Source organism: Mycoplasma sp. ATU-Cv-703 (assembly GCA_004011965.1).
Lineage (GTDB): Bacteria > Bacillota_I > Bacilli_A > Mycoplasmatales > Metamycoplasmataceae > RYZV01.
Genome location: RYZV01000001.1, coordinates 440,370 through 466,203 on the forward strand (window position 1 = coordinate 440,370; position 25,834 = coordinate 466,203).

25 protein-coding genes are annotated in these 25,834 nt (G+C 42.9%); 18 read left to right on the forward strand and 7 right to left on the reverse strand.

Annotation, left to right across the window (positions count from 1 at the left end):
• The first annotated feature begins 9 nt into the window (after positions 1-9).
• The 12 genes from CSE00_RS01970 to CSE00_RS02025 all read left to right on the forward strand — a co-directional run bounded on the left by CSE00_RS01970 (position 10) and on the right by CSE00_RS02025 (position 13,187).
• Entirely contained in the window at positions 10-2,574 is a 2,565-nt protein-coding gene (locus tag CSE00_RS01970) for a hypothetical protein (protein WP_127942905.1), read from the forward strand.
• Between the two features lie 12 nt (positions 2,575-2,586).
• Positions 2,587-3,870, forward strand: a complete 1,284-nt coding sequence (gene hisS / locus CSE00_RS01975) for a histidine--tRNA ligase (RefSeq protein ID WP_127942906.1) — start codon at positions 2,587-2,589, stop codon at positions 3,868-3,870.
• Positions 3,857-5,554, forward strand: a complete 1,698-nt coding sequence (gene aspS / locus CSE00_RS01980) for an aspartate--tRNA ligase (RefSeq protein ID WP_127942907.1) — start codon at positions 3,857-3,859, stop codon at positions 5,552-5,554. Before hisS ends, aspS begins: the two co-directional genes overlap by 14 nt.
• Positions 5,555-5,558: 4 nt before the next feature.
• Positions 5,559-7,139: an arginine--tRNA ligase gene (argS, locus tag CSE00_RS01985; protein WP_127942908.1), complete on the forward strand. Its 1,581-nt coding sequence runs from the start codon at positions 5,559-5,561 to the stop codon at positions 7,137-7,139.
• 23 nt (positions 7,140-7,162) lie between these two features.
• The gene (locus CSE00_RS01990) at positions 7,163-7,942 is read left to right on the forward strand and encodes an ABC transporter ATP-binding protein (RefSeq protein WP_127942909.1); all 780 of its coding nucleotides are present in this window, start codon (positions 7,163-7,165) and stop codon (positions 7,940-7,942) included.
• Positions 7,943-7,944: 2 nt separating this feature from the next.
• The gene (locus CSE00_RS01995) at positions 7,945-9,006 is read left to right on the forward strand and encodes an ABC transporter permease (RefSeq protein ID WP_161565540.1); all 1,062 of its coding nucleotides are present in this window, start codon (positions 7,945-7,947) and stop codon (positions 9,004-9,006) included.
• 23 nt (positions 9,007-9,029) lie between these two features.
• A complete protein-coding gene (locus CSE00_RS02000; protein ID WP_127942911.1) occupies positions 9,030-10,499 on the forward strand; it encodes an APC family permease in 1,470 nt (489 codons plus the stop codon).
• A 42-nt stretch (positions 10,500-10,541) separates the two neighbouring features.
• The gene (gene udk / locus CSE00_RS02005) at positions 10,542-11,156 is read left to right on the forward strand and encodes a uridine kinase (protein WP_127942912.1); all 615 of its coding nucleotides are present in this window, start codon (positions 10,542-10,544) and stop codon (positions 11,154-11,156) included.
• A gap of 8 nt (positions 11,157-11,164) precedes the next feature.
• The gene (locus CSE00_RS02010) at positions 11,165-11,455 is read left to right on the forward strand and encodes a hypothetical protein (RefSeq protein ID WP_127942913.1); all 291 of its coding nucleotides are present in this window, start codon (positions 11,165-11,167) and stop codon (positions 11,453-11,455) included.
• Between the two features lie 79 nt (positions 11,456-11,534).
• Positions 11,535-12,401: a class II fructose-1,6-bisphosphate aldolase gene (fba, locus tag CSE00_RS02015; protein ID WP_127942914.1), complete on the forward strand. Its 867-nt coding sequence runs from the start codon at positions 11,535-11,537 to the stop codon at positions 12,399-12,401.
• Complete coding sequence (locus CSE00_RS02020; protein WP_161565541.1) at positions 12,379-12,918, forward strand: thermonuclease family protein; 540 nt, start codon at positions 12,379-12,381, stop codon at positions 12,916-12,918. Before fba ends, CSE00_RS02020 begins: the two co-directional genes overlap by 23 nt.
• A gap of 17 nt (positions 12,919-12,935) precedes the next feature.
• On the forward strand, positions 12,936-13,187 hold the full coding sequence (locus CSE00_RS02025) for a type B 50S ribosomal protein L31 (RefSeq protein ID WP_127942916.1): 252 nt from the start codon (positions 12,936-12,938) through the stop codon (positions 13,185-13,187).
• Here the strand turns inward: CSE00_RS02025 and gltX are convergent.
• A complete protein-coding gene (gene gltX, locus CSE00_RS02030; protein ID WP_127942917.1) occupies positions 13,184-14,572 on the reverse strand; it encodes a glutamate--tRNA ligase in 1,389 nt (462 codons plus the stop codon). The genes CSE00_RS02025 and gltX overlap by 4 nt on opposite strands.
• A gap of 76 nt (positions 14,573-14,648) precedes the next feature.
• Between gltX and prfA the strand changes: the two genes are divergently transcribed.
• A complete protein-coding gene (gene prfA, locus CSE00_RS02035; protein ID WP_127942918.1) occupies positions 14,649-15,731 on the forward strand; it encodes a peptide chain release factor 1 in 1,083 nt (360 codons plus the stop codon).
• The gene (gene prmC / locus CSE00_RS02040) at positions 15,731-16,435 is read left to right on the forward strand and encodes a peptide chain release factor N(5)-glutamine methyltransferase (RefSeq protein ID WP_127942919.1); all 705 of its coding nucleotides are present in this window, start codon (positions 15,731-15,733) and stop codon (positions 16,433-16,435) included. The genes prfA and prmC overlap by 1 nt, the downstream gene beginning before the upstream one ends.
• Here the strand turns inward: prmC and mutM are convergent.
• Positions 16,432-17,250: a bifunctional DNA-formamidopyrimidine glycosylase/DNA-(apurinic or apyrimidinic site) lyase gene (mutM, locus tag CSE00_RS02045; RefSeq protein ID WP_161565542.1), complete on the reverse strand. Its 819-nt coding sequence runs from the start codon at positions 17,248-17,250 to the stop codon at positions 16,432-16,434. The genes prmC and mutM overlap by 4 nt on opposite strands.
• An 18-nt stretch (positions 17,251-17,268) precedes the next feature.
• Between mutM and CSE00_RS02050 the strand changes: the two genes are divergently transcribed.
• The 4 genes from CSE00_RS02050 (at position 17,269) to CSE00_RS02065 (ending at position 20,768) form a co-directional block, all read left to right on the forward strand.
• Complete coding sequence (locus CSE00_RS02050; protein WP_127942921.1) at positions 17,269-17,775, forward strand: L-threonylcarbamoyladenylate synthase; 507 nt, start codon at positions 17,269-17,271, stop codon at positions 17,773-17,775.
• The gene (locus CSE00_RS02055; protein ID WP_127942922.1) at positions 17,768-18,253 is read left to right on the forward strand and encodes an RpiB/LacA/LacB family sugar-phosphate isomerase; all 486 of its coding nucleotides are present in this window, start codon (positions 17,768-17,770) and stop codon (positions 18,251-18,253) included. The genes CSE00_RS02050 and CSE00_RS02055 overlap by 8 nt, the downstream gene beginning before the upstream one ends.
• An 80-nt stretch (positions 18,254-18,333) precedes the next feature.
• Positions 18,334-19,323 (forward strand): ABC transporter ATP-binding protein, encoded by a 990-nt coding sequence (locus CSE00_RS02060; protein WP_127942923.1) that lies wholly within the window; start codon positions 18,334-18,336, stop codon positions 19,321-19,323.
• Positions 19,323-20,768, forward strand: a complete 1,446-nt coding sequence (locus CSE00_RS02065) for an ABC transporter permease subunit (RefSeq protein ID WP_127942924.1) — start codon at positions 19,323-19,325, stop codon at positions 20,766-20,768. The genes CSE00_RS02060 and CSE00_RS02065 overlap by 1 nt, the downstream gene beginning before the upstream one ends.
• On the opposite strand, the gene CSE00_RS02070 is transcribed toward CSE00_RS02065, so the two are convergent.
• The 5 genes from CSE00_RS02070 to pfkA all read right to left on the reverse strand — a co-directional run bounded on the left by CSE00_RS02070 (position 20,765) and on the right by pfkA (position 25,812).
• Positions 20,765-21,445 carry a YgjP-like metallopeptidase domain-containing protein gene (locus CSE00_RS02070; protein WP_127942925.1) on the reverse strand — a complete coding sequence of 227 codons (681 nt, stop codon included), beginning with the start codon at positions 21,443-21,445 and terminating at the stop codon, positions 20,765-20,767. The two genes, CSE00_RS02065 and CSE00_RS02070, sit on opposite strands and share 4 nt — an antisense overlap.
• A gap of 23 nt (positions 21,446-21,468) precedes the next feature.
• Complete coding sequence (locus CSE00_RS02075; protein WP_127942926.1) at positions 21,469-22,371, reverse strand: RluA family pseudouridine synthase; 903 nt, start codon at positions 22,369-22,371, stop codon at positions 21,469-21,471.
• A gap of 33 nt (positions 22,372-22,404) precedes the next feature.
• Positions 22,405-23,118, reverse strand: coding sequence for a GntR family transcriptional regulator (locus CSE00_RS02080; RefSeq protein WP_127942927.1), 714 nt, complete (start codon positions 23,116-23,118; stop codon positions 22,405-22,407).
• Between the two features lie 292 nt (positions 23,119-23,410).
• Positions 23,411-24,832 carry a pyruvate kinase gene (pyk, locus tag CSE00_RS02085; protein WP_127942928.1) on the reverse strand — a complete coding sequence of 474 codons (1,422 nt, stop codon included), beginning with the start codon at positions 24,830-24,832 and terminating at the stop codon, positions 23,411-23,413.
• Between the two features lie 11 nt (positions 24,833-24,843).
• Complete coding sequence (gene pfkA, locus CSE00_RS02090; protein WP_127942929.1) at positions 24,844-25,812, reverse strand: 6-phosphofructokinase; 969 nt, start codon at positions 25,810-25,812, stop codon at positions 24,844-24,846.
• Positions 25,813-25,834 lie beyond the last annotated feature (22 nt).

Genomic DNA, 25,834 nt, shown 5'->3' on the forward strand with positions numbered 1-25,834 from the left:
CTTAACATTATGAACAGGTTGAAAAAATGACTGACGCTGACGCGTTGAAAAAGAATTTTTTTGGCGACCTTAATTAGCATTTTGAGTCTTTCGGCGATTGTTTTCGGGAGCATTTTTTACTTAGTCCCGCGCATTAAACCTGGCTCAGACCTCGCTCAGCGTGCCCAGTACGTTTTGCGAGTTAACAACGAAAAAAGTTTTACCAACCGCGCCGAAAAAGAGGACTTTGCCGCTCAAGTAGCGCGTGAAATTCGCGACCGAGTTGACGGGCTAGGTACGATCGGTGTCACTACCACTCCGGAAGTTAACGACAATGGGGTTTTTGTAAGGGTGGAGTACCCTGGCATTGACGACCCGGTCAAGGCTAATTCCATCCAAGAGGTTTTAACCGCTCGCCCTCACCTTATTTTCACTGACTACTACGGCAACACGCTTTTTAACCGAAACGGAGGTTTTAACCAGGAACTTTCTGGCGATCCTTCCAAAGCTTTGATTACACCCGAAGAGATGCTCTGACGCCAAGAGAGTTACGTTGACGTAGCTATTAACGGCGCCAAACCCGTTTACGATACTAAACCAAAACTCAAAGTCGCTTGGGCTACCAAAGAAGCTAAAATCGCTTGAACTAGAGCGTCTCTTTACGTTAGCAGATTGCCCGAGGACAAAAGAGTCATTTTGGCATGAATTGACATTGATAAATACATTCAACTAGCCAAATCCAACTGACCCGAGGCTTGAAAAAAAGCCGGCGGCAACCCCTACCTATTTTCATTTGTGGACGAAGAACCGGTTGATAAAAATAAAAAACCCAACATTTTTAAACGCTACCAAATTGACGTTAAAAACCACTTGATCTCCACGATTAAAGTTGATCCTCAACGCCCGCTTTTTGGCGACATCATTTTGGAGGATGATTCTTTTAGTCCGGAACGCGTTCAGTACTTGGCTCAACAAATTAACTTCGGGGCTAATAATTACAGTCTGACGCCAATTGTGACCGTTTTTTTGCCACCTGCCAACGGTCCTAACGGATTTTTACACGCCAGCATCGCTATCGGCGTTATTTTGGCTCTCCTAGTGTTTTTCTTAGTGTTTAACTACGGAATTCTCGGTCTTATTTCAACTTTGTCTTTTGGTCTCTTCACCTTCTTGGCTTTAACGCTTTTCATAGTTTTTGGCGGGATATTTTCGGTTCTGGCGCTAGCTGGTTTAGTTTTAGTTCTAATTCTCTTTACCGACATTTGCATCTTAACTTTTGAGCGTCTCAAACGGGAACTTTACCAAGGCAGCACGCTGGACAAAGCTTTGCAAAACGCTAACAGACAAAGCCGAAAAGTTATTTTTGATAGCAAAATACCGCTGCTTTTAATTGGCGTGATTTTCTTCTACTTAAGTTCAATTTTCATGCGGGGACTTTCGCTCAGTTTGATTTTGGGCACCGTTCTCAGTTTGCTAGTAACTTTCTTAGTTAACCGCGTGCTCATCAACTTAATTTTGCGCTCCGGTCTAGTGAGCGAGAAAACAAAACTCTTTGGCTTAAGGCCAACTTGGGACGCTGGCTTTTCAAAACTAGTCAACAAAGTTAACTATCCTCGTTTTGGCCGCCGCTTTTGGTTAATTACTCTAGTTACTTTGGCGGCTTGTGCGGTGGTGTTTACGATTTTTGCCGGTTTATCGCTATCTTTCTGGGGTGGTTTTAACTTAGACACCAGTTTTGCCCGGCAAGATTTGATTCAAATCAAAGGCGCGACTGGTTCAATTGGAGCTGGCGATTTAGCGGAGTTAAAAACCATTTTGGCTCGTTTTGGCGTTGACCTGAACTCGGTGGATTATTTGACTAACGATGCTAACCCTAACTTAGTTGAACTAGTCACGATCCGCACTTTAAAAGGCGTTGACACAGAGGGTCTAAGTCAAGCGTTAACTATGGACAAATTTAAATTTTACTTCTTTGAAACAGTCACTTCTAACGCGTTTGACTACGGAAGCAGTTTTGCCATTGCAATTTCAGTCACTTTAGTCGTTTTGTTTGTTTACTTACTAATTCGTTTCAAGTGAACTATCGCGCTTTCTTTTGTGCTAATGCTTGGTTTTGACTTAATCGTTTTGACCGCGTTAGTGGCGCTTTTCCGCGTGCCGATTAACCAATATTTCCTAGGCGGATTATTTGTCGTGTTTTGTTTGACTGTCAACGAAAAAGCGGTTCTTTTTGACAAAGTGCGCGAAAAAATGCAAATTCACGTCGGGCACCTTGAGCAAAAACAAACCGTTGCCTTAGTGGCTAACGCTCTCAGAGACACTTTAAAACGCTCTTGATTGGTGCTTGGGTTTGAAATTTTAAGTTTGGTAATTCTAATGGCAGCAGTTAATGCAGTGCCGCTCAGTTACTCTTTAACTCTTTTAATTGGTCTTCTGTGGTGCCACGGATCAACCAACTTGTTAGCCGTCGGTCTTTGGTCAAGACTAGAAATTATTCGCCAGAAAGGTATTAACCGACGAATAAGAACCAAGTATTGGGATGTTAATCAGCTAGAAGAACAGCAATTTGTCGGCATTAACAATTACAATCCATAGTAGGAACAAAAGATGTTTGCAAGTCGACCAAGGGGTACCCGTGATTTTTACGGCCCCGAGCAATTAGTAAAAAAAACCGTTGAGCAAAGACTTGCTCAATTAGCCGAGCAGCACGGTTTTTCACAAATAGAAACGCCGATTTTTGAGCACGCCCAAGTTTTCACTAAATCAATTGGTTTAGGCACCGACATAGTCGGCAAAGAAATGTACCAGTTTAATGACCGTAAAAACCGTCCGATGGTACTAAGACCCGAGGCGACAGCTAGCGTTGTGCGTGCTTGGGTCGAGGAAAAACTCCACCTTAAATCCGACTACCATCGTCTTTACTACTCGGGTCCGATGTTTCGTTACGAAAATCCTCAGCGCGGTCGCTACCGTCAATTTCACCAGTTTGGCGTGGAATATTTATCACCCAAAGATCCGTGCGCCGATTTAGAAATTATTTTGCTTGCGCAAGCCATCGTAAAACGTTTTGGTTTAAAAACTAAGTTGGTGATTAATTCGCTGGGTGACGCTAAGTCACGCCAAAATTACGTCAAAACTTTGCGCGCCTATTTCCAAAAAAATCGTCTCAGTTTAAACGAGCATTCACAACGAAGGATTGACCTTAATGTTTTACGGATTTTAGACGATAAAACCGAGCGAAGGAAAAAAGTGGTGCAGATGGCGCCTCGGATCGGTGATTTTTACACTCCGGATGCTAAAAATTACTGAGATCAGTTTTGCCAGTTGCTTGACCAGTTAGACATCAAATACGAAGTTGACCCTTACCTAGTTCGTGGTCTTGACTACTATAACGACATTATTTTTGAGTATTTGCCCGCGAGCGGTTCCCAGGGTAGCCAAGACACAATAATTGCTGGCGGTCGCTACGACAACTTGCTCGCTCAAGCGGGTGGCCCCGACCAATCAAGCGTTGGTTTTAGTTTAGGCATCGAACGCTTGATGGCCTGCCTACCTGCTAGCGTTAGAGAGTCAATTAGTCCAAAGCGGGCTCTTCACGTGGTTAACTTTAGTTCTGCCGGGTGCGCTTATGGTTTAAAAATTAGCGATCAAATTCGCGCACAGGGTTATAAAGTTGAACTATGAAGCGGTCAGGCCAAACTGTCTAAAACGCTCGGTAAAATTGCCAAAAAAAATCCCCTAGCGATTATCATAATTGGTAATCAAGAAGTGGAGACAAACACGTATCTTCTCAAGGCTAGTTTTGAGCAAAAAAGTTTTAACCAAGCCCAGTTACTTGAGCAGTTAGAAATTCACTTTAAAGATTATAGGCACTCCCATGAAACAAATTAACAACGCTCAACTCTCTTTAAAAAATGTGCACCAAAATGTTGTGCTGCAAGGTTTTGTCGCTCAAAAGCGTAATTTTGGTCGGATCACTTTCGTAGATTTGCGCGACCAATCGGGGATTGTTCAGTGCGTTTTTCAAAAAGACCAGGCTGATTTTAGTAAGGAAAGCGTTTTGGAAGTTAGCGGGAAAGTTGTCGCTCGCAAGACGCCCAACCCTCGCCTTTCCACTGGGCAAATTGAAGTTGAAGTTCAAACCGTCCGCGTTCTTTCCCGAGCTAAGAATTTACCATTTGTGGTTGATACTCATTTGAGCGCCAAAGTTGACACCAAGCTTAAACACCGCTACCTTGATTTGCGTCGCTCCGAAATGCAAAGCAAACTGATGTTTCGCCACCGACTAATCAAAAATTTCCGTGACTACTTAGATGCTCAAGATTTTGTGGAAATTGAAACTCCTTACTTGGCTAAGTCTACGCCCGAGGGTGCTCGGGATTTTCTGGTGCCTTCACGTTACCGCGGCAAGTTTTTTGCCTTGCCCCAATCTCCCCAACTTTACAAGCAACTTTTGATGGCGAGCGGATTTGACCGTTATTACCAAGTGGCACGGGTTTTTCGTGATGAAGATAACCGCAAAGATCGCCAGCCGGAATTTACCCAGCTAGATTTAGAGACAACTTACGCTAGTCAAAAAAGTTTAAAACAGTTGGTTGAAAAAATGCTTGTTGAGAGTTTGGCCAAATTAGGCCTAGCGGTTAAAATTCCTTTTCCCACGCTTGATTACCGGAAAAGCATGGACCTTTACGGCACCGATCGACCCGATTGCCGGTTTGGTTTACATCTTAATGATTTAAGCGATTTTTTTCATGGTGATAAAAATTTCAAACTAGACGCTCAGGCAAGCGCTAAGTCGCTCAATTTGGAGCAGTCAATCGAGCCGTCAGTGGAAAAAATGGTCCGCGAAATCGCTCAAAAAAACCGCGCCGAAAAAATTTGATTTGTTAACGCCAAAAATGCCGAAAAACTACCCTGAATGCAAAAATTACTAACTCAGCTTGGTCCCAAGGTTCAGACCTGTTTGGTTGTGGTTGGATCGCCGGATGACACTAACCAAGCTCTAGGGGCAATCCGTAATTATTTGGCTGAGAAGTTTGAACTTTTTGATCCTAAAAAACTTTACTTTCTCTGGGTAGAAAAGTTTCCGCTCTTTGAGCGTGAACTTAACACTTCGCGTTGAACTAGTCTTCACCACCCTTTTACGATGCCAACCCAGCCCCAAAAGTTGCTTGAGTCCTCTGCCAAAGATAACCTGGGCGAACTAGAAGGTCAAACTTTTGACTTAGTTTTAAACGGCTACGAAGTGGGCGGAGGTTCGATTAGGATTCACGAATTAGAACTACAGAAAAAAGTCTTTCAACTGCTCGGCCTTAGTTCCGAAGTTGTTAGTGAAAAATTTGGCTTTTTCTTAGAAGCGTTTGAATACGGGCTTCCTCCCCACGGAGGTATCGCGCTGGGAATTGACCGTCTGGCGATGATTTTAACTGGCAGCGATTCAATTAGAGACGTGATTGCCTTTCCAAAAAACGCGACTGGGCACGCCGTGATGGAAAATGCTCCGAACGAAATTGCCGATCAACAACTAGAAGAGTACCATCTTAATTTAAAACCTGCTGTTGAGAAAAGGAGTTAAGGTTATGAAGCAAAAAGTGATTCAGGCGCTTGAAACTGCCGCTGAGCAGTTAGGTTATTTTGAAAATGTTGAGCTAACTCCTAGTCGTGGCCGGAGCGATTTTGCCACTAATTTAGCGATGAAAGTTGCTAAAAAAATTAACGCTAATCCGCTGGAAGTTGCTGAGCAAATAATTGCTAACTTGAGCGCGAGTTTTATCGCTCGCGCCGAAGTAGCCACGCCCGGTTTTATTAACCTTTACCTTAACCCCAACAGCTTGGCTTTGCAAATTCAGCAAGTCTTAGAGCAAGGAGCAAACTACGGCCGCGGGAAGCAGTCCCACTACATTAACGTGGAGTATGTTTCGGTTAACCCGACGGGATACCTTCACGTTGGTCACGCGCGTAACGCGGCGCTTGGCGCAACGCTGAGCAACGTATTAAAATTTGCCGGCAACCGAGTAGACCAGGAATATTACGTTAACAACGTCGGAGTTCAAATGAAAGTTTTGGCCGAATCGCTCTATGTGCGCTATTTACAAGCTTTGTCTAAACCTGCTGAATTACCCGAGGAGGCTTACCGGGGACCAGAAATTATTGATTTGGCTAGTCAAATAGTGAAAGATTCGGGTGCCAAGTACCTTGAATTACCGGCTCAGAAAGTTAAGCAAGAGTTTGCAAAAATTGCTGAAAATTTTATGATTGAAAAAATTAAACAGCACCTAGCATTAATTGGCGTCAAAATGGATACCTATTATTACGAGCAAGATCTTTACGATCATAAGCTAGTCATTCCTGCCCTTGAAAGCATGCCCGACACTTACCGCAAAGACGGGGCTTTATGGCTCAAAACTACCAAGTTTGGCGACGACAAGGACCGCGTTTTAATTAAAAGCGACGGCAGTTTTACTTACTTTGCTTCCGACATTGCTTACCACAGCGTCAAATTAAAACGTGGTTATGATGAGTTAATTGACGTTTGAGGTGGCGATCACATCGGTTATGTTAAGCGGGTTAAAATCAGTTTAGCTCAACTTGGCTTGCCAGCTGACAAACTTGACATCATCATTATCCAAATGGTTCGTCTGATCCAAGATGGTAAAGAACTGAAAATGTCTAAGCGCAAGGGAGTGGCTTTTACGCTTGAAGAACTTGTCAAAACAATTGGTCAAGACGCTGCGCGGTTTTACTTAATTAGTCGCGCCAACACCACCCAAGTTGACATTAACTTAGACCTAGTCACCAGCGCTAACTCTGACAACTTAGTTTACATGGTTCAATACAGTCATGCTCGAGCACGTCAACTGCTAGTTAAATCTAGTCAAAAACCACGGATTGGCGTTTATTTAGAGGGCAAAGAGAACCAGTTAGTTAACTTAATTAGCGAGTTCCCCGAATTAATTGAGACGATTGCTAAAACCCATAAAGTTCACCTTTTGCCGCAGTACTTAGTTAGTTTGGCTCGGCTGTTTAACCAGTTTTACAGCGAAACGCGCATCATCAGTTCTGAGCGTGAAAGCGAACTTTTAGCGCTAGTCAAAGCTGTCAAACAAGTTTTGGCAACCGGACTGACTTTGATTGGCGTGTCAGCTCCGGACCAGATGTAAAACTTTGGTAAAATTGGGTGAGCATGAACAAAGTGGTCATTGAAGTTCAAAACATTACTAAAATTTACAAGCAAAAAATCGCTAATGACGACATTTCCTTTGTGGTCCGCAAGGGCGAAAGAGTCGGGGTAATTGGTCAAAACGGAGCTGGCAAAACCACTTTGGTTGAACAAATTGTCGGAATCACTAAACCTAGCAAAGGCAAAATTATTTACCACTTTCCTTACAAACGTACTCCGCAGGAAAAAATGGGCATTCAATTCCAAGACTCATCTTACCCCGAAGGCCTAACTGTTAAAGATGTCATTAATTTTCAACTTGATATTTACGGTTCAACCATTTCGCGTCGGGAACTACTGAACATGCTTCACATTTTTCAAGTTGACGAGTTTTACCACAAAAAAGCGAAGGGGCTTTCAGGCGGTCAATTGCAGAAAATTAACGTTTTGCTGGCGGTGATTCACAACCCGGAAGTGGTAGTTTTAGACGAAATTTCAACTGGTTTAGACATTTCTGCTCGCGAAGAGATACTTAACTACGTAGAAAAATACCTGGTTGAAAAGAAAATGACCACGTTTTTAATTTCACACAACATGTCAGAAATTGAACGTCTGTGCCGACGTGTTATTTTGCTTGATGACGGAAAAATCCATTATGATGGACCTTTGTCAGACATTCTTAAGCAGCACGGTTCGTTAGGTGCTTACGTAGTTAAGTTTTTACAATCAAGAAAAAAAGCCAAAGAATTACTTTTAAGAAAAAAGCTCGCCTCCCTAAGTGATTCGCCCAAGAAAGGTGCTTAGTCGTGAAACCCGGCCCGATAGTTTTAGACGAAAAATTGACTAAAAACGACCATCCAAAGTTCCACTTTCTTAAACACGGACGCAGAGGCGGGAAAGTCGCGATTTTTCGTTTGCTTTTTAAGTACTACTACAAGTCTTTCTACGGACCCTTTTTAAACTTTATTTTTCCAATTTTGCTCTACACCATATTGTCGTCTTTCATGGAACCGCGTTTAGTCTTGCCGGGGATGATTTCCATGACGACTATGTCAATGGGAATCACCGGACTACCGCACTCAATTCTGGAACTGAAAACTTCGGTTATCTTAAAGAGAATTGGCGCGGCTCCCGTCAAAAAAGGCGATTTTACGAGCGCCACGATTTTGTTTTTTCTTTGCCAGTTAGTCATTTCAATGTTTGTGCTGATGGCTTTTGCTTACCTAAGACATTTGGATTGGGATTTGTTTAACGGTCTAACCGATCCCTATTCTGCGCTTGGTTTTATTTACGGCAACCTGCTGAACATTTTTCTCTCAATTGTGCTCGGTTTTCTAATCGCTTCCTTTTCGCGCACAACTAACCAAGCTAATGCGATAGGAATGTTAATCTATTTTCCGGCTGCTTTTCTATCTGGTCAATTTATCGCGATGAACGTCTTAATTACTAAACCGATCATGAATTACATTTCGTACATTTTTCCTTTTCGTTACACCACGATGATCATTTCTGTCACTTTTAGTGGTCCGGAAATTTTTACCGGCAATCCCTTTATTTACGAAGATATCAAGATGGAAAAAGTCGGCTCACTTTTAAACATCATTCAGTGGCTTTTAGACAACAAAAAGATCACTAGCACCGGATTAGCCGAACTAACTTTTGGCGATTTAGTCACGTTAGCAATTCAAAACGGTTTCCAACCGATTCCCAACGCCGATGGTCAGTACGACTTTAAAATTTGAAATTTAGGTAAAGAGGTGATTTATCAAGCTTGGGAGACGATTATGGCTTACGCTTACATTTGGCCTTTGATTGTCGGCGCGCTTTACCTATCAATTCGTCGCTTCACTTGGAGTAACCGTGGTTAAAAAAGTCTTAAAAAGAGGTTAGTTTGCTTCACCACAACAAAAAAATCAGTTTTTTTTCGGCAGTTATTTTGATTATCGCCACCACCATAGGGGCGGGAATTTTTTTCAAAAACAAAGAACTCAACGCCATGGCTCACGGCAGTTTAGTTTTAGTACTCATCACTTGACTAGTGGCGGCGTTAGCGATTATCACGCTCGGCGGCGCGCTTTTAGAAGTGACCAGCGTTAAAAAAGCGACGGGTATTTTGGGTTGGACGCGCGTTTTCACCCACCCAATTTTTCACAAAGCTGCCGTTAATTACAACAAGTATTTTTTTATTCCGGTTTCGATTTTTGCCTTAGCCCTTTACGCTGCCTCAAGTTTGAATTTCATCAATAGTCCGCTCGTTAAAAATAGTTACTTCATTTGAGCCGTCGCGTTCGGGTTCTTTTTGTGATTTATGGTCGCTAACTTTTTTTCTCTGCGACTAGGCGAATACATGCAGTGGATCACGACCGCTGTCCAAATGGTTCCGTTAGTCTTAATACCCATTTTAGCGCTCACCCAAGTTGGTAGTTCTGGGTCTGGACTAGTGGTAGACAAAGACATTGATCCGCCAGTTGGTCTTGGCGGGACAAGTCGTTGAATTGTGCTCATTGCTGGCCTGCCGGCGATTTGCTTTGCTTACGATGGTTTTTACACGGTCGGAGCGCTCAAACAAAATCTCAAAAACCCTCGGAAAGTGGGCGGAGTTTTAATGTGGGGCCTAATCGCTATTACGTTCATTTACATGTTTTTATCAGTCGCTTTTAACTTGGGTTCACGTGATGGCACCCACCAAGGCATTGACATGCCGCTCTGGTTAAGACATACTTTTGACATTTGCATTGGTGTGGGAATTTTGGGAATTGTAAACGGCTACGTGGTGGCTAGCCCCTACCAGTATCGTCAACTTAGTCAAGATAGCGATGGTTGGGACATTGTTAAGTTGTCCCGGGCAATGTTTGGTCGCTCTTACCAAAGTCTATCGGCTCGTCAGCAGTTTAAAGCGTCTTGATTTTACCTTTTAATTACGACCAGTCTTTTCTTTCTCGTTTTTGGTCTAGTTGGCATACTCGGTTACCAAGACCAGAGTAACTGACCCGCGCTAATTTACGGCGCCAGCGGTAAACTTTTTCAATTTGCCGATGTTTTGCTTAATTACTCCTCGCTTATAACGTTCATGATTTTGGCAACCATCGTCTTGGGTTGTCTAATCAACCGGAAAACAAAAACCGTTGAAGTGGAAAAACGTCGGTTTTTCGCTTTTTACGCTTTTTTTAGTTTGCTAGTTTTTTACGGCGGCGGTCTTTACATCGTGATCGCAGCGCTGGTAGATATGACCGGGTTTAACCAAGCTAGTACAATTTCGGGTCTGATTCAATTTTTAATTATTTTGTCGGTGTTAATCATGAGCACAATCCCGGCTGTAGTCAGTTTTTACCGCGGTAAAAATACTCGCGCACCGGGTTAAGTTATCAGTTCTTTAATCGCTTAATTTGCTAAACTTTAACTTATGGAACCTAAAATTATTTTCGTCGCGGGAGGTTCTGCGTCGGGTAAAACTACTCTTTCGCAACAAATCATCGACCATTTTAACAATCGCGCTATTTTGTTAGCCCAAGATTCGTTTTACCGCGGTTCCAACAACAGCAACGTTAACTTTGATTTACCCAGTTCGATGGATTTTAAGTTAATGAGAAAGACGCTGATCGCTTTAAAAAAAGGTCAAAAAGTGCAAATCCCTGTTTACGATTTTGTCTCCCACAAAGCAACGGGAAAAACTTGACTGGAGCCGAAGGAAATCGTTATTTTTGAAGGTTTGTTCACTTTTTACGATCCAGAGTTAACTAAGTTAGCCGATTTTAAAATTTTCGTTGATACGCCAGCCGATACGCGTTTAGCCCGTCGCATTATTCGTGACACCAAAGAAAGAGGTCGGAGTCTTGACAGTGTTATCCAGCGCTGAATTGCCCACGTTCAACCTTCGTACAAAAAGTTCATATCCCCAACTAAAAAAGATGCCGACGTGGTAATCCCCTGGGACAAAATTAAAGCCCGGTCCATCGAAGCACTTTTGATTACCATTAACCACATTGGCGACGATTACACTAAGTTATTTGCCAGCTAGGAGAGACAATGCCAACTATTTACGAAGTCGTTAAAGATTTATTAACCGAGCACAAAACGCTTAGTTTTCAAGAAATTTGATCCAGTTTGAAAAAAACCATGGCCGCAAAATGGTCTAAAAATCCCACCGACTTAAAAAGTGATGAGTTCGAGAAGAAAAAAATCGGCGAACTTTATTACATGCTAACTGTGGACGGCGATTTTGTTCGTCAAAACGAAAACCACTGGGGATTGACTAAACGTTTAAGTTACGAAGAAATTAAAAAAACTCGCATTCGTGTTCCCGAAAATAACGAATAACTAACTTAGGCAAGAGCTAAATGCCAATTTAGGAGGGTTGCTATAATTAAGTAAACCCACTTGGTTTCAAAGGACTTCCATGCCATTAGTTAGCGCCAAACACATTATTCAAAAAGCGGTTAAACACCACTACGCAGTTCCCCACATTAACATTAATAACTTAGAGTGAACTAAGGCCATTTTGGAAACGGCTCAAGAAATGCGTTCGCCAATTATTCTTGGCACTTCCGAGGGCGCGATTAAATACATGGGCGGATACCAAACGGTTTTTAATTTGGTCAGCGGTTTAGTGGAAGATTTGAGTATTAGTGTGCCGGTCGTTTTGCACCTTGACCATGGTTCGTATGAAGCGGCAAAGGTTGCTATTAGCATGGGCTGAACATCAGTTATGTTTGACGGGTCAAACTTATCTTTTGAAGAAAATGTTCATTTATCAAAAGAGATAATTTCCTTGGCTCAACATAAAGACATTTCAGTGGAAGTTGAAGTTGGTTCAATCGGCGGAGAGGAAGACGGAGTAATTGGAACTGGCGAGTTAGCTGATCCAGAAGAGGTGGCCAAGATGGCCAGCATTGGCGCGGACATGATTGCAGCCGGAATCAACAATATCCACGGACGTTATCCAAGCGATTGAAAGGGTTTAGATTTTAAAACGCTGGAACTGCTTAAGTCTCAAGCGGCTGGTAAGGCATTAGTTTTGCACGGCGGATCGGAAATACCTAATGACCAAATCAAAGCCGCAATTAAACTGGGCATTGCCAAAGTTAACGTCAACACCGAACTTCAAATCGCCAACGCGTTAGCGATTGAGCAGTTTGTGCAATCGGGTCAAATTAAAGTGGGGCGCAACTACGACCCTCGCAAGTTGCTCGCACCTGGCTACCAGGCAATTAAAAAAGTTGTGCGAGATAAAATTAATCTTTTTGGTTCCCAAAATAAAGCGTAAATACTGCCCCTTAGTTTTAATCTTGGCGGCTGGAACGCTAATATTTGGCGGCAGCTTTTTCAAAGTGGCAAGTTTTGAAAAAGCAAGTTTCCAAATCCAAGTCGCTCAAGTGCTTGACGGAGACACTTTTTTAGACATCCAAGGACAAAGTTACCGAATTCACGCCGTCAACACGCCCGAGTTAAGCGCTAAAAATGCTCGTCAGCGTCAACTAGCCTACGCGGCTAAAGATTACTTAGAAAATTTAATTCATGGCCAAACGCTAACAATCAAGATTGAGACTAGTGACCAGTACCAGCGGGTAGTGGTTCGCGCTTTTTTCCAAAGTTTTGATTTAGCTTTTTTACTTTTGGAAGCTGGTTATGCCAAAGTTAGGTACATTAGTTTAAACTCTAAAAGTCGTTTTTACACAAATGACCACCGTTATTTTGCTCATCTTTTGGAGCGGCAACACCGAGCTTTTTTGGCAAAAAAAGGTGTTTGAAATACTCGTAAAATGTTAAAATGAGAGAACTAAACTGAGGACGGTCTCTCGTGAAAAAAAATATCCACCCAACCAATTATCGTGAAGTCGCTTTCCGCGACACTGCTTCTGGGCACGTTTTTATCATTAAATCGACTGTTAACACTAACGAAACGATTAACCACGAAGGTCGCGATTACCCGCTTTTAACTGTTGATACATCCAGTCAGTCGCACGCTTTTTACACCGGTAACCGCCAAAGCGCCCGTTCGACTGGTCGCGTTGAACGTTTTAACCGCATGTTTCACAAAAAAAGAGTTTAGGTTTTAATTCCCAGCCGCTTATAAATGACTTTCTGTCCGTAAAGAAAAATGGCGCTTTTTAATTCTGGCCCTTCGCTAAGCTGGGTCGTCGCTAAGCGGATCGGCATGTAAAGTTCCTTGCCACGCGCTCCCGTTAGTGCGCTTGTCTTTTCAATTGCTTTACTAATTCCCGTTGGTTCAAAAGTTTGCTCGCTCAGTTGCTTTGCAAAGACCTGGGCAACTTTGGTTAACTTTTGTTTTTCAACGCTCGGGTTTTGGTACATCAAAAAATAGTTTTCAAGCGCTAGGTAAGAAGGGCAATTTTGTTTGTAAGTCTCAAGAAATAAGTTGAGCCACTTTTCGCCGTGCTTAGTTTTTAAATTAAGGTGTTTAATTAACTGGGAGTTAGAAGTGTTTTTGATGTACTGTTTAGCAAACCAGTCTAACTTTTGGGCGTCAAATTTACTGGGCGAGCGGGAAAAACGTTTAGGATCAAAATCTTTAATTAATTCTTCCTGGCTCAGTAGTTCCTTTTTACTCGGATGAGACCAACCTAGCAAAGCTAAAAAGTTGAAAATAGCGGCGGGCGGATAGCTTTCCCGGCGGTAGTCTTCGATGTACTGGTGAGTTGATAAATCGCGTTTAGAGAGTTTTTTGCCTTCTAAATTAGTGATGATGGTTAGATGGGCAAACTGGGGAGGTTTTCAACCAAACGCTTCGTAAAGTGCTAGTTGTTTGGGCGTGTTGGTAATGTGTTCTTCGCCTCTGAGCACATGGCTAATTTGCATGTCGTGATCGTCAACTGTCACGGCCAAGTTGTAAGTTGGGAAGCGGTCTTCCTTTTGAATCACAAAGTCACCAATGTCGCTGGCGTTAACGCTAATTTGCCCGCGCACTAAGTCGTTTCACTGGAAAGTTTGCTTCGGTTTTAATGCTAAGCGCACCACGTAATTGCCGTTTTGGTGTCGGCGCTCTTTTTCGGCTGGGCTAAGTTTGAGTCATTTTTGGTCGTAACGGAACGAATAAATGCCACGAGAAATTTGCCAAGCGCGTTGTTTTTCTAACTCTTCAATCGTGTCGTAAGCGTAGTAAGCGTGACCTTTTTGAATTAAAAGTTCAATAACTTCTTGGTAGCGCGCCAGTTTTTCGCTTTGTCGGTAGGGACCAAAATCAGAGTTTGGTTTTTGAGGCGATTCGTCGGCGACTATGCCCAGTCAGGCCAGGTCAGCAAGTTGGGACTCCTCAGCTTTGGCCACGTTGCGAAGTTGATCGGTGTCTTCGATCCGAACAACAAACTGACCACCGTAATGCTTGGCAAAAAGGTAGGAGAAAAGAGCGGTTCTGGCTCCTCCGATGTGGAGATTGCCAGTTGGCGAAGGCGCGTACCTAGTTCGGACCTTTTTCATAGGTTTATTTTAGCATTTATTAAAGTCCAGCTCTTAGCCGCCATGACTAGTTCTTTACACTATAATGTCTCTACCCATGCTTGACAAAGTAGTTTATGATTCCTTAGTTAAAATTCGCCAAAATTATTTGCACTTAAACCAGCAGTTAAACGACCCAGAAATAGTTAGCGACGTTAAAAAATACCGGCAAATTTCCCAAGAAATCGCCCAAATCACCGACGTTGTGCAAGTTTTTAACCAGTACTTAGCGGTTTTTGAAAATTACCAGCAAGCAAAAGAACTTTTAAATATCACCAAAGACGAGTCGATCGCGGCGCTTTCCAAGCAAGAAATAAACGAAGCTTTAAAAAAACTGACCGAGTTAAGTCAAGAGTTAAAAATTTTACTTTTGCCAAGAGATGAAAACGATGCTCGCGATGTGATTGTCGAAATTCGCGGAGCCGCCGGCGGACAAGAAGCTAACATTTTTGCCGGAGATCTTTTTGAAATTTATAAAAAGTGGGCTGCTCTCCACGGCTTGCAAGTTAAACCGATCGTAATCCAAAAATCAGAAAGCGGCGGTTTTACTTTAGTGGTTTTCAGCGTCAAAGGGACCAATGTTTACGCCCAACTCAAATACGAAACAGGTGTGCACCGCGTTCAGCGCATTCCGCTGACCGAGACCCAGGGACGAGTGCACACTTCCACGGCGACAGTTACGGTCATGCCTGAAATTGATGATTCGATCGAAATTAAAATTAATCCCCAAGATTTAAAAATTGACACTTACCGCGCTTCGGGCGCCGGAGGTCAGCACGTTAATAAAACTGATTCTGCGGTTCGAATTACCCACTTACCGACTAACATAGTCGTCCAGTCCCAAGACGGAAGATCGCAAATCGCCAACCGCGATTTAGCGCTTAGCATTTTGAAATCCAAACTTTACCAACTTGAACTAAGTAAAAAAGAAGAGCAAGAGGGCGCTTACCGTAAACTGGCTGGCACGGGTGCACGTTCGGAAAAAATTCGCACTTACAACTATCCCCAAGACCGGGTGACCGATCACCGGATCAATTTTTCCACCTCTTTAAAAGGGATTTTAAGCGGTAAGATTGATCCGATCGTGGAAGCTTTAATCGCGGCTGATCAGTCGGAAAAAATGCGTCAAGCGGGGCTTTAATGGATCAGAGTCGTTGGTTAGATTTTTTAGACTATAAACGCAGTTACTCTTTGCCAGAGCAAATTAGTCGCCGGGAAAAAAGGCTGCTAGCGCGCCAAGTTCCCTTTCAAAAAATTTTAGGTTACGTTGATTTTTCAAACTTACCAATTCGGATTGACCAGTTTGTTTTTATTCCCCGTTTTGAAACGCTAGAAGTAATTGATTTAGTCGCCGGACTGCTGAGGTCTGGACAGTCGGTTTGTGACTTAGGGTGTGGCAGTGGTCTAATTGGTTTGACTTTGAAAAAAAGTTTCCCGGATTTAAAAATAACGTTAGTTGACAAAGATCCAGTCGCGGTTAAACAAACTCGCATCAATGCTTTAAAAAACAAATTAGCGGTGCACGTAATTCGCTCAGATTGGTTTTCCAATTTAAAACCTCAACGTCAATTTGATTTAATTGTGGCTAATCCGCCTTACATCAAAGACTCTACGCATTTAGATAGCAGCGTAGTTAAACACGAACCAAGTCACGCCTTATTTGGCGGTCCAGACGGTAACGCGGCTTACCGAGCTATTTTAGAAAGTTTTGCTAGTTATTTAAAACCGGGCGGCTACTTAGTTTTTGAAATCGGCCCCGACAACGTCAGTTTTTTGCGCTCGCAAAATTTTAATTTAAAGCGCGATATTAACGGCAAGTGGCGAATTGCTTACCGACGTTTTTAGTTTTGACACTTAGGACAGTAGTAAGTGCCGCGCTGCCCGACTTTGGTTTTAGCGATTTTACTTTGGCAGCGCTGACAAGGTAAATTAACTTTGCCATGGACTTTAAGAAAATTTTGAAACTGTCCGCCCTGGTCATTAAAGGCTAGGAAAGTTTTAATCGAACTGCCGCCCAATTTAATCGCCTGTTTTAAAATTCTTCGGGCGCTGAGCAGAATTTGCGAGGTCTTAGCTAGAGTTAAATTTTTACTAGGTAAAGACGGATTAATTTGCTGGTCTCACAAAACTTCGTTGACGTAAATATTGCCTAGTCCGACCATCACGCTTTGGTCAAGCAAAACAGTTTTGATGGCGATGGCAGTTTTTTGCAGTTTTTGGTAGAGCTCGGCTGGTTTAATTTCAAACGGATCAGGGCCGAGATTACTAATTGGCGGTCGGCTTGCTCAGTCTTTTTGAGTGCGAATTTGGAAAGTTCCAAACTGACGCGAATCGTTATAAATTAGGTGACGGTTTTGATCCAAATGAAAAACCAGGTGGTCTTGCGGACCAAGATTGGGCGAACCTTGCGTTAGCCGGTAGCGGCCTTCGAGTCGGAGATGAGAAAGGATCACGCTTTGCTGATCAAGGTGAAAAACGATGAACTTGCCCCGGTTAGTGATTTGGTTAATGCGTTGACCTTGCACTTTGGCTTTGAATATCTCAGGAGTAACTTCTTTGACAAATTTATTTTTCCGAACCGTTAAATTTTCTATTTTGGCGCCGGAAAGATTTTTTTCTAAATAATTTACAACTGTGATTACTTCGGGAAGTTCGGGCATACTTAGCATTTTAAACGATTGGTTCCAAACGTCAAAGAGCAAGTTTATAATGAAATTATTGTGCTAGATCATTCGTCGCTTTTTCTGGCCTCCACCGACACGGTCGTCGGTCTTGGCGGTCCAATTAGTCAAGCTAACCATCAACTAATCTGTCAACTCAAAAAACGTTCACCGGAAAAACCGCTCGTAGTTATGGTTGGTTCGTACCAGCAAGCTCGTCAATTCCCGGAGTGAAGCGTCCAAGCAGAGAAGTTTGCCCGCAAAATTTGACCTGGTCCCTACACTTTAGTTTTAAGCGATAACTTAGCTCTGCGCATGCCAGCACACTTGCAGCTTTTAAATCTCATCAAAAAGATCGGTCCGGTTTACATGACTTCGGCTAACTTAGCGGGTCAACCGCCGTTAAATTTTGAACAGGCTCGCGCCGCTTTTCCTAGCGTTAGAAAACATTATTACTTTGGAAAAGGCTCGGGTCGGCCTTCAACGGTGATTAGACTGAGCGACAAGAAGGTGCTTCGTGAATAAAAATCAAAAAATTGTCTTAGCTTCTGACCACGCCGGTTACAAACTCAAAAAAGCAGTTCAAGATTACTTTGCTAACCACGGCTACCAGGTGGTTGATCTTGGGCCCGAAAACGACGATAAACCAGTCTCTTACGCTCGTCAAGGGCAAGCCTTGGCCCGTTTTGTCCAAAAAAATCCCGCTTATCTGGGAGTTGGTGTTTGCGGAACTGGCATCGGCATTTCACTCGCTGTTAACCGCTTTGCCGGTATCCGCGGAGCAAGACTTGTTAGCTTGGAAGATGCGGTGCTGGCTAAAAAGCACAATAATGCGAATGTTTTGCTTTTCGGAGGCCGCCAAACTAAACCTAAAAAAGCGATCAAAATGATTTTGGCTTTTGAAAACGAGCATTTTGAAGGCGGTCGTCACCAAAGTCGGATTGCCGATTTAGACCGCGCAAACACCCGACCAAATTCACCTAGTAAACGTAGCAAAAAGTAAGAAAGTTTGGCTAATCCAGTCAGTGAGCCACTACCATAGTATAATTAGCGCACTAACAAAGCAATTTGACGTAGGCCGGCGTGGAAATATTACCTAGTGAAAACCCCAATAACCAAGACTTGGTTAATCCAAGCGGTTCTTTTGCCATTTCAATTGAAAATTTAACTAAAAAATTTAAACATTTTACAGCCGTTAAAGAAGTTAGCATCCAAGTTTCTCGCGGAGCTATTCACGGTTTTATTGGTCCTAACGGCGCTGGTAAAACAACCACGATTAAGTGTTTAATTAGTGCGATGATCCCGACCAAGGGACGACTTTTAATTCAAGGTTTGAAAGCCGACCAAGTTGAGGCTAAAAAATTAGTCGGTTACATTCCCGAATCGGCTCGTTTTCCGAAACGAATTTCAACCTTAGATTACCTTTATTCGATGGCTTTAATTAGCGGATTAACTAAAAAAGAGGCCCACAAAATTGCGGAGGACATTTTAAAGACGATCGGTCTTTGGGAATTTCGGCGTCGCGACCCCAACTCTTATTCCTCTGGCATGAAAAAGAAAGTGTTGCTAGCGCAATCGCTTTTAAACAATCCAAGTGTTTTAATTTTGGATGAACCGGCGGCTAACCTTGACCCGACTGCTCGAGCTGAACTTTTTGATGACCTAAGAAAACTGGCTCAGCAAGGTAAAACAATTTTTATTTCTTCCCACGTTTTAGCCGAACTGCAGCAATTAATTAACGAAGTGACCATTCTTAACCAAGGTCAAGTGGTTTACAATTCCAGACTTAGCGACAAGCCTACCAACACTTACTTGGTGGGCAGCGATAACCAAAGCAAACTTTTAACTTTGCTTAAAAAACACAAAGTGTCGGCTGTCAAACAGCACGACAAGATTTTAGTTAAAGTTAAAAATAGGGCCGAACTGGCTAAAATCAACTACTGGGCTGGCGCGGAAAAGATCGTTGTTTTTTCAATCGCGCCCGAAAGTGCCGACCTTCAGTCAATTTACGATAAGTACGTTCGAAACGAAACGCCATCGCATTTCTCAGCGGTCAATAAAGGAGCTAGATAATGCCAATTTATCGTTTCACGATTCGGCGGATGATGAGAGCTCCCTCGACTTGGATTTACTTAGCCGTTAGTCTGGCGGTTTTCATTTTTGCTTTTGTGATGCTCAACACACTCGTAGTCGAGCAATCGCGCCGGGAAGTTAATCAACTCCAGTACCAAATTTCCGACGCTTCAATTTTGGCGATAAGTTGACGCCAGGTCGTTGTTTTTCTCTTGCCGTCCATCGCGATGATCGGTTTTATTGCCGTCAAAGTTAACCAAATTTTTCGAAATGATATTGACGAAGGCACTTTGTTAATTTTGATTTCTAAACCAATTAGCCGCAACCGAATTTGGTTAGAAAAATGACTAGCCTTTATGAGCGTTTTGTACGTGGCTATTCCGCTCATGATTTTGCTGCCACACCTAGTTTTTTTAATTAATGGTCCGGAAATTTTCTGGCGGTACTTTGTTTGGGCGCTTTACCTAGTTTTGATTAGTCTTCTGATCATTTTGGTTATTTCTTCCATTGCACTTTGCATTTCTTTAGCTGTTGGCGCCGGCGGAACCGTGGCGTTAGTTTTTCTCTTTGTGCTTGCTTTTGCGCTCGGGCCGGTTTTTGATTCTTTTGTCACTTTGCCAGACGGAGCTTACCTGTTAAGTTATTTTGCCCAGGGACATCTCAAGCTCAAAAATAAATTACCCGCTGAGCAAAGCGAGCACTACGAGTGGATGGTTGGGCAAACCAAAGACAAGTTCGAGTGACAAAAAACCGAAGCGCAATTTCAAACTACCTTGGAGGATATTTACCACCTTTACGTTGATGGAGAGCAAGATTACAGCGTTAGTGGGCAATACTACGAACCCGAAGCCGAACAAGCGATTTTCACTCAAATTGCTGAGCATAAAAGAGCCGACCAATACCCCGACCTTAGTTCAGAACAAATTGACCTAATCACCCACGCTTACTACCTAAGCGAAGCGCTTCGCACGAGCAAGGGTCAAGGTTACTTGGCTCTTTTTACTAGCACAGCCACATTTAAAGACGCGGTTCAGACTGACGTTGTTCCGCTTTACACGGTCGGATCTTTAGTTAATGGTCAAATTTTTGGAGGCTTAGACGAAAAACAGCACGCCGCTTACGAAGAGCAAGTTTTCAAAAAAAGAATTTTAAAATATCTTAACGTCTTAGACCATCTATCGTTTTTGTGAAGAAATGTTTTGGAGTTTGCTGATTTTGAATCTTTTGTGAGTGAGACTAGCGTTGCCGTTTCAATGGACAACCCTGCGATTGTAGGCGATCTTTATTTTGATAATGACACTCAAACTTGGCGAATTGATTTGGACAAGTTGGCGTCGGCACCTAAGTTAGTTAACTACTGGGCTGTTTTAGGGTTTTACTCCTTAGTTGCGATCGGACTGTTGGTTTTGAGTTGACAAGTCTTTAAAAAACGCGATTTTGCTTAGTTATCAAAACGCATTTGTTGGCGTAAACTTTGGTAATCGGGGATGTAGTCAGCGACTAGCTTTCAAAACTCATTTTGGTGGTGAGGGTGAAAGTGGTGAGCTAACTCGTGAACGATGACATAATCAATCACCCTCTGGTCAAAGTGGGTTAAACGACTTGAAAACGATATTCTTCGCTTTTGCAAATTGTTGCTGGCTCAAGTAGCGCGTTTATCACTGACTCTAAATTCATAAGGACCGGTGGCCATTTTTTTAATCCAGTGGGACAATCGAGTGAGCAGATGTTTTTCCAAGGAAGTTTTTAAGTATGTCTTAATCGCACTTATGATTTGGGAGTTTGACCCTTGACTAGTTTGGATGTAGACTTTAGAGCCGCTGATTTTGAGAGCGTTTTTTGGATAACCAGTTAAAGAGTCAAAACGGTACATTTGGCCGTGCAAAATAAGTGTTTGCTCGTTTAAATTAACTTTGGTATTTTTTAACTGCTTAGTCTTTGCGCTAACAAAGCGGGGTAGTTTTTCACTCACAAATTGGCGCGCTAATTCCAAATCCATCTTTTCAGGAACGCTAACTACGAGTTTTCCGTTAGTTAGTTGGAAATACATGCGACGGTTGTTGGTTCGTTTAATTTCCACGTAGTGCCAAGTTTTGGCGTGGTAAAGCGAAAAACCTTTCATAGTTGCAATTATAAGTTGAGCAGTTAAGTCTTTGGTTGATTTTTAAAAGACCAGTCGTTGAATTCAGGCGGCGGGTCAACCTCAAAAAACATTTTTTTACCGCTGCGCGGATGAAGAAAAATTAATTGGTAAGCGTGGAGTCTTTGACCAAAATTATCGATTAATTTTCCGTACTTAGGATCTCCGACCACGGGGTGGCCAATGTGGGCTAGGTGAACGCGAATTTGGTGAGTTCTTCCCGACTCTAGTTCGCAACGAACCAGCGTTTTATCGGGGTAACTTTGGAGCACGTAGACGTGAGTTAAAGCCGGTTTAGACTTTTCACTTTGGACACGCATTCTCTGGCGGCGGTAAACATCACGCCCGATCGGCAAGTTAATGTGAATGACGCGTTTTTCGATTTTTCCCACGACCCAAGCTAAGTAAATTCGTTTAATTTGGCGCTCTTTTAAAGCCTTAGCTAGCTGGGCGTGAATTTCATCGTTTTTGGCAAAGAGAATTAGTCCCGAAGTATCTTTATCAAGGCGATGGACAGTACCGGGCCGGTCTTGACCACCCAGGTGAGAAAGTTTTTGGTAACGACCAACTAAAGCGTTGACAAGCGTGCCGCTTAAATTACCCGGCGCCGGATGAACGACTAGACCGCTCGGCTTATTGACAACGATAATGTCATCATCTTCGTAAACAACATCAATCGGTAAATCTTCGGCCTTAACTTTGCTTTCTTTAGGTTTAGGCGTGCTAATTTCAATCAGTTGACCTGGTTGGAGCACAAAGTTTGCTTTGCGAACTAAGTTGCCGTTCACACTGACTCTTTGCTGGTCGATCAATTTGCGGATTTGAGTGCGACTAAAGGAGAGGTTTTCGGCTAAGTGTTTGTCAATGCGCTCGTTTTTTTGCGCCGTTAATTTAGTCGCCTTTTCCATAGCGAGATTATAACAATAAGCCGATCGTTCGGCTTAGAGCATAATTCGGTAAGTTCGGGCGAATTTGAAAAGTTTTTTAGCGACAATCCGGAAAGAAATTTCAACCCAAGATTTTTGCGTACTCATTAAAGTTACTATGAATGGATAAGAATCTTTTCAGCCTAAACGGCGAGCTATTTTGGCGTAGTAAGGATGGTGGTCGTAAATCACTATGTTAGTTGCGTGCGATAACATCACGCCTTGCCAGACTAAGTATTTGGAGAGTGACTTGCTCACTTCTGTTTCGTCAAAAAGAATTACTTCGGACGAATTCAGCACGGTAATTTGGTAAACCCCTTCTTGACCTTCCTGGTCAAAGTAGGTTTTTTCGAAAATGCGGGCTTTTTCAAGTTCAGTTTTTTCCAGCTTTACACCGAGCATTTCAATCCACGTTTCCCGGTAAGGAAGTTGCTGGTAACTGAGCATTTTTACTTGAGCAGTTGGGCAATCGTACTCTTGACTAATTGGAATAAAGTTGGCGCCGATTCGAACCGAAGCGACAAAGTAGCCTTTACCCTTGACGGGAACTAGGTACGAGCTGTAGACAAGGCTTTGCAAAATGTTGCGGATGGTAATGCGTGAACAATTAAATTTAATTGCCAAAGCATTTTCAGACGGAATTTTTTCGCCTGGCTTCCACTCACCATAGTTAATTTTGAGGAGAATATATTTTTGGACAAATATTCTCGTGCTCAACTTTTTGTTCATCGAAGATTTGAAAGAATTTTTCTATTTTCGTAGGAACAAATCGCTTTGGCAAGATCCTAGCCGATCCAAGTTGTTCACTTAAAAATGCGATTCGCTCAGCTACTACTCTGATTTTGGATTTCAAACCGTTGATTTTTCACTTGGCCTAACAAGTTAATCACGTGTATAGGTTGGTTAGGTGGTTAAAAACTTGCTATTTATGAACTAAGGAGAACGACTAATCGCTTTTTATTCCAATTTTGACCAAAAAAAAGACCCCTTTGGGGCCGCTTTTAGGTTGCTGATAAGACTTTTAACGGTAACTTAAAATCGTTATGGCTTTATTTTCCACAACTAAAAGTTTATCGCCTTTCTTAGCTCCGTAAATTTTCGCTACGTCAAGCGCTTTTTGCTTGTTAGCTTTGATCGCTTCAAATTGACTAGTGTCGGGCGACATGAAAACCGAGGAAGTAATTCCGAACATCGTAGTTTGCTGGGCGTTGTTAGTGACTCCCAAAATGTTGGTGTTAGGCCTAAATTTAGCTACCTCTTGGAGCAGTTGTCCAGTTCGCGAGAGCACGACAGTAAATTTAAAGTCGCCGTTAATCGTTTTGCGCGCCACTGACCGAGCGATTTTAGCTCTTGCTCCACGCGAAATTTTTTCAATCGCTTCCAACTGGACTTGGTAGTAGAGTTTGTTATAAAACTCTTTTTCGGCGCGAGCATTAATCGTTGACATAACTTTAACGGCTTCAATCGGGTATTGACCAGCTGCTGATTCACCCGAAAGCATCGTTGCATCAGCGCCCAACTCAGTCGCAATGTAAACATCTGTTACTTCGGCTCGGGTTGGATGGGGATTTTTTTCCATTGAATCTAACATTTGCGTGGCGACCACAACCGGTTTACCAGCTTCGCGGCATTTACGGATCATCATTTTTTGCACGACAGGTACTTCAAAGTAAGGTATCTCAAGCCCTAAATCACCTCGAGCTACCATAATCCCGTCGGCCGCAGCGAGAATTTTATCGAAGTTATTAATTGCGTACTGCGATTCAATTTTGGCGATGATTTTAATTTGGGTCGCTTGCTGCTGTTTTAAAATTTCGCGAATTTGCTGGATGTCGTCGGGAGAATTGACAAAAGATGCGGCGATAAAATCAACTTTTTGCGCGCAACCAAATTTGATGTCTTCCACATCTTTTTCAGTTAAAAAAGGCATCAAAAAAGGTTTGCCGGGCAAATTAATTCGTTTGTTAGGTTTGAGACGGTGGTGATTGATCGCCCGGGTTTTAATAGTTTGCGGTTTGACGCTCGTTACTTCCAGCTGCAATTTACCATCGTCCACGAGAATTAGGTCGCCAGGTTCTAAGTTTTGACTAATGTCAGCCGAGACGGTAATTTGACCGACCTTAGCTTTGAGTTTTTGGTACGAGGCTGGATCGGTTAAAACCACCACTACTTGGTTGGCGATAATTTTTTGAACGCTGTGCTGAAACTTGCCTACTCTTACTTCCGGCCCTTTGGTGTCAAGCATAATTGAAATAGGCAAACCTTTTTCTTTCATCACTGCTCGAGTGTTATTAATTCTTTCCAACTGTTCTTGGTAAGTGCCGTGGGAAAAATTAAGTCTTACGGTGGTCATGCCTGCGTCAAAGAGTTGACTAATAACCTCTTTTTTGTGGGATGAAGGTCCGATCGTAGTTATGATTTTCGTTCGTTTGGTAATTTGCACTTTTACTCCATTTAGGCTTGGTTAAGACGGTTGTACTTTTGGGCTTTGCTAGCGCGGTCTTGCCGAGAGCGACCAAGTGCTTCCATAATTGGCATTGCGCTTGTGCGGCTATTGACAATCCCAACGGCTAGTCCCGACTGGTTTTGGCTGAGCAACTCAATTGCTTTTAGACCCATTCTTGAGGCGTTAATTCTTTCAATCGCGCCCGGAACGCCTCCGCGTTGGATGTGGGAAAAAGACATCGCTCGCGTCGCTCGCCCGCTGATTTTTTCAACTTCGCGCTCAAGTTTGACAAGGTTTTCAAAAATCATTTCGCTCACCACAATGATGACTGATTTTTTGCCTTTAGCGAATTGTTTTTTAGCGAGCACGCCTATCTCTTTGGCGCTGAGTAAGTTTTCGTTGGTAACGATAATTTCCGCTCCGGTGGCTAATCCCGAGTAGAGAGCTAAATCTCCGCAGCCGTGCCCCATCACTTCCACGATAGCGATGCGACGGTGTGATTCCATCGTGTCGCGCACCCGGTCAATGTTTTCCACGATCGTTTGAAGCGCAGTTGGGTAACCGATCGTAAAGTCAGAGGAGTTAATGTCGTTGTCAATTGTGCCTGGCAAAGCAATTGTTTTAACGCCCATTTCGTGCAGCGCTTGAGCACCGCGGTAAGATCCATCTCCGCCGATTACGACTAGCGCTTCAATGCCGCGTTTACTTAGTTCTTTGAGCGCTTTTTTGCGAACTGCTAAATTAGTAAACTCGGGAAAACGAGCCGAACCAATTAATGTTCCGCCGCGGTTAATGTACGCGTCAACGTCATACTCAGAGGCCAAAGCAAACTGGCCTTGGCAAAGTCCTTTGTAACCTTCAAAAACTAGTCAAGCCTCAATTTTATGCATCCGACTTGCCCTAACCAAAGACCGGATGGCGTTATTCATGCCCGGTGCATCGCCTCCCGAAGTTAAAATTGCAACTTTTTTGACCATTGATTTTCGGCTCTCTTCTGAG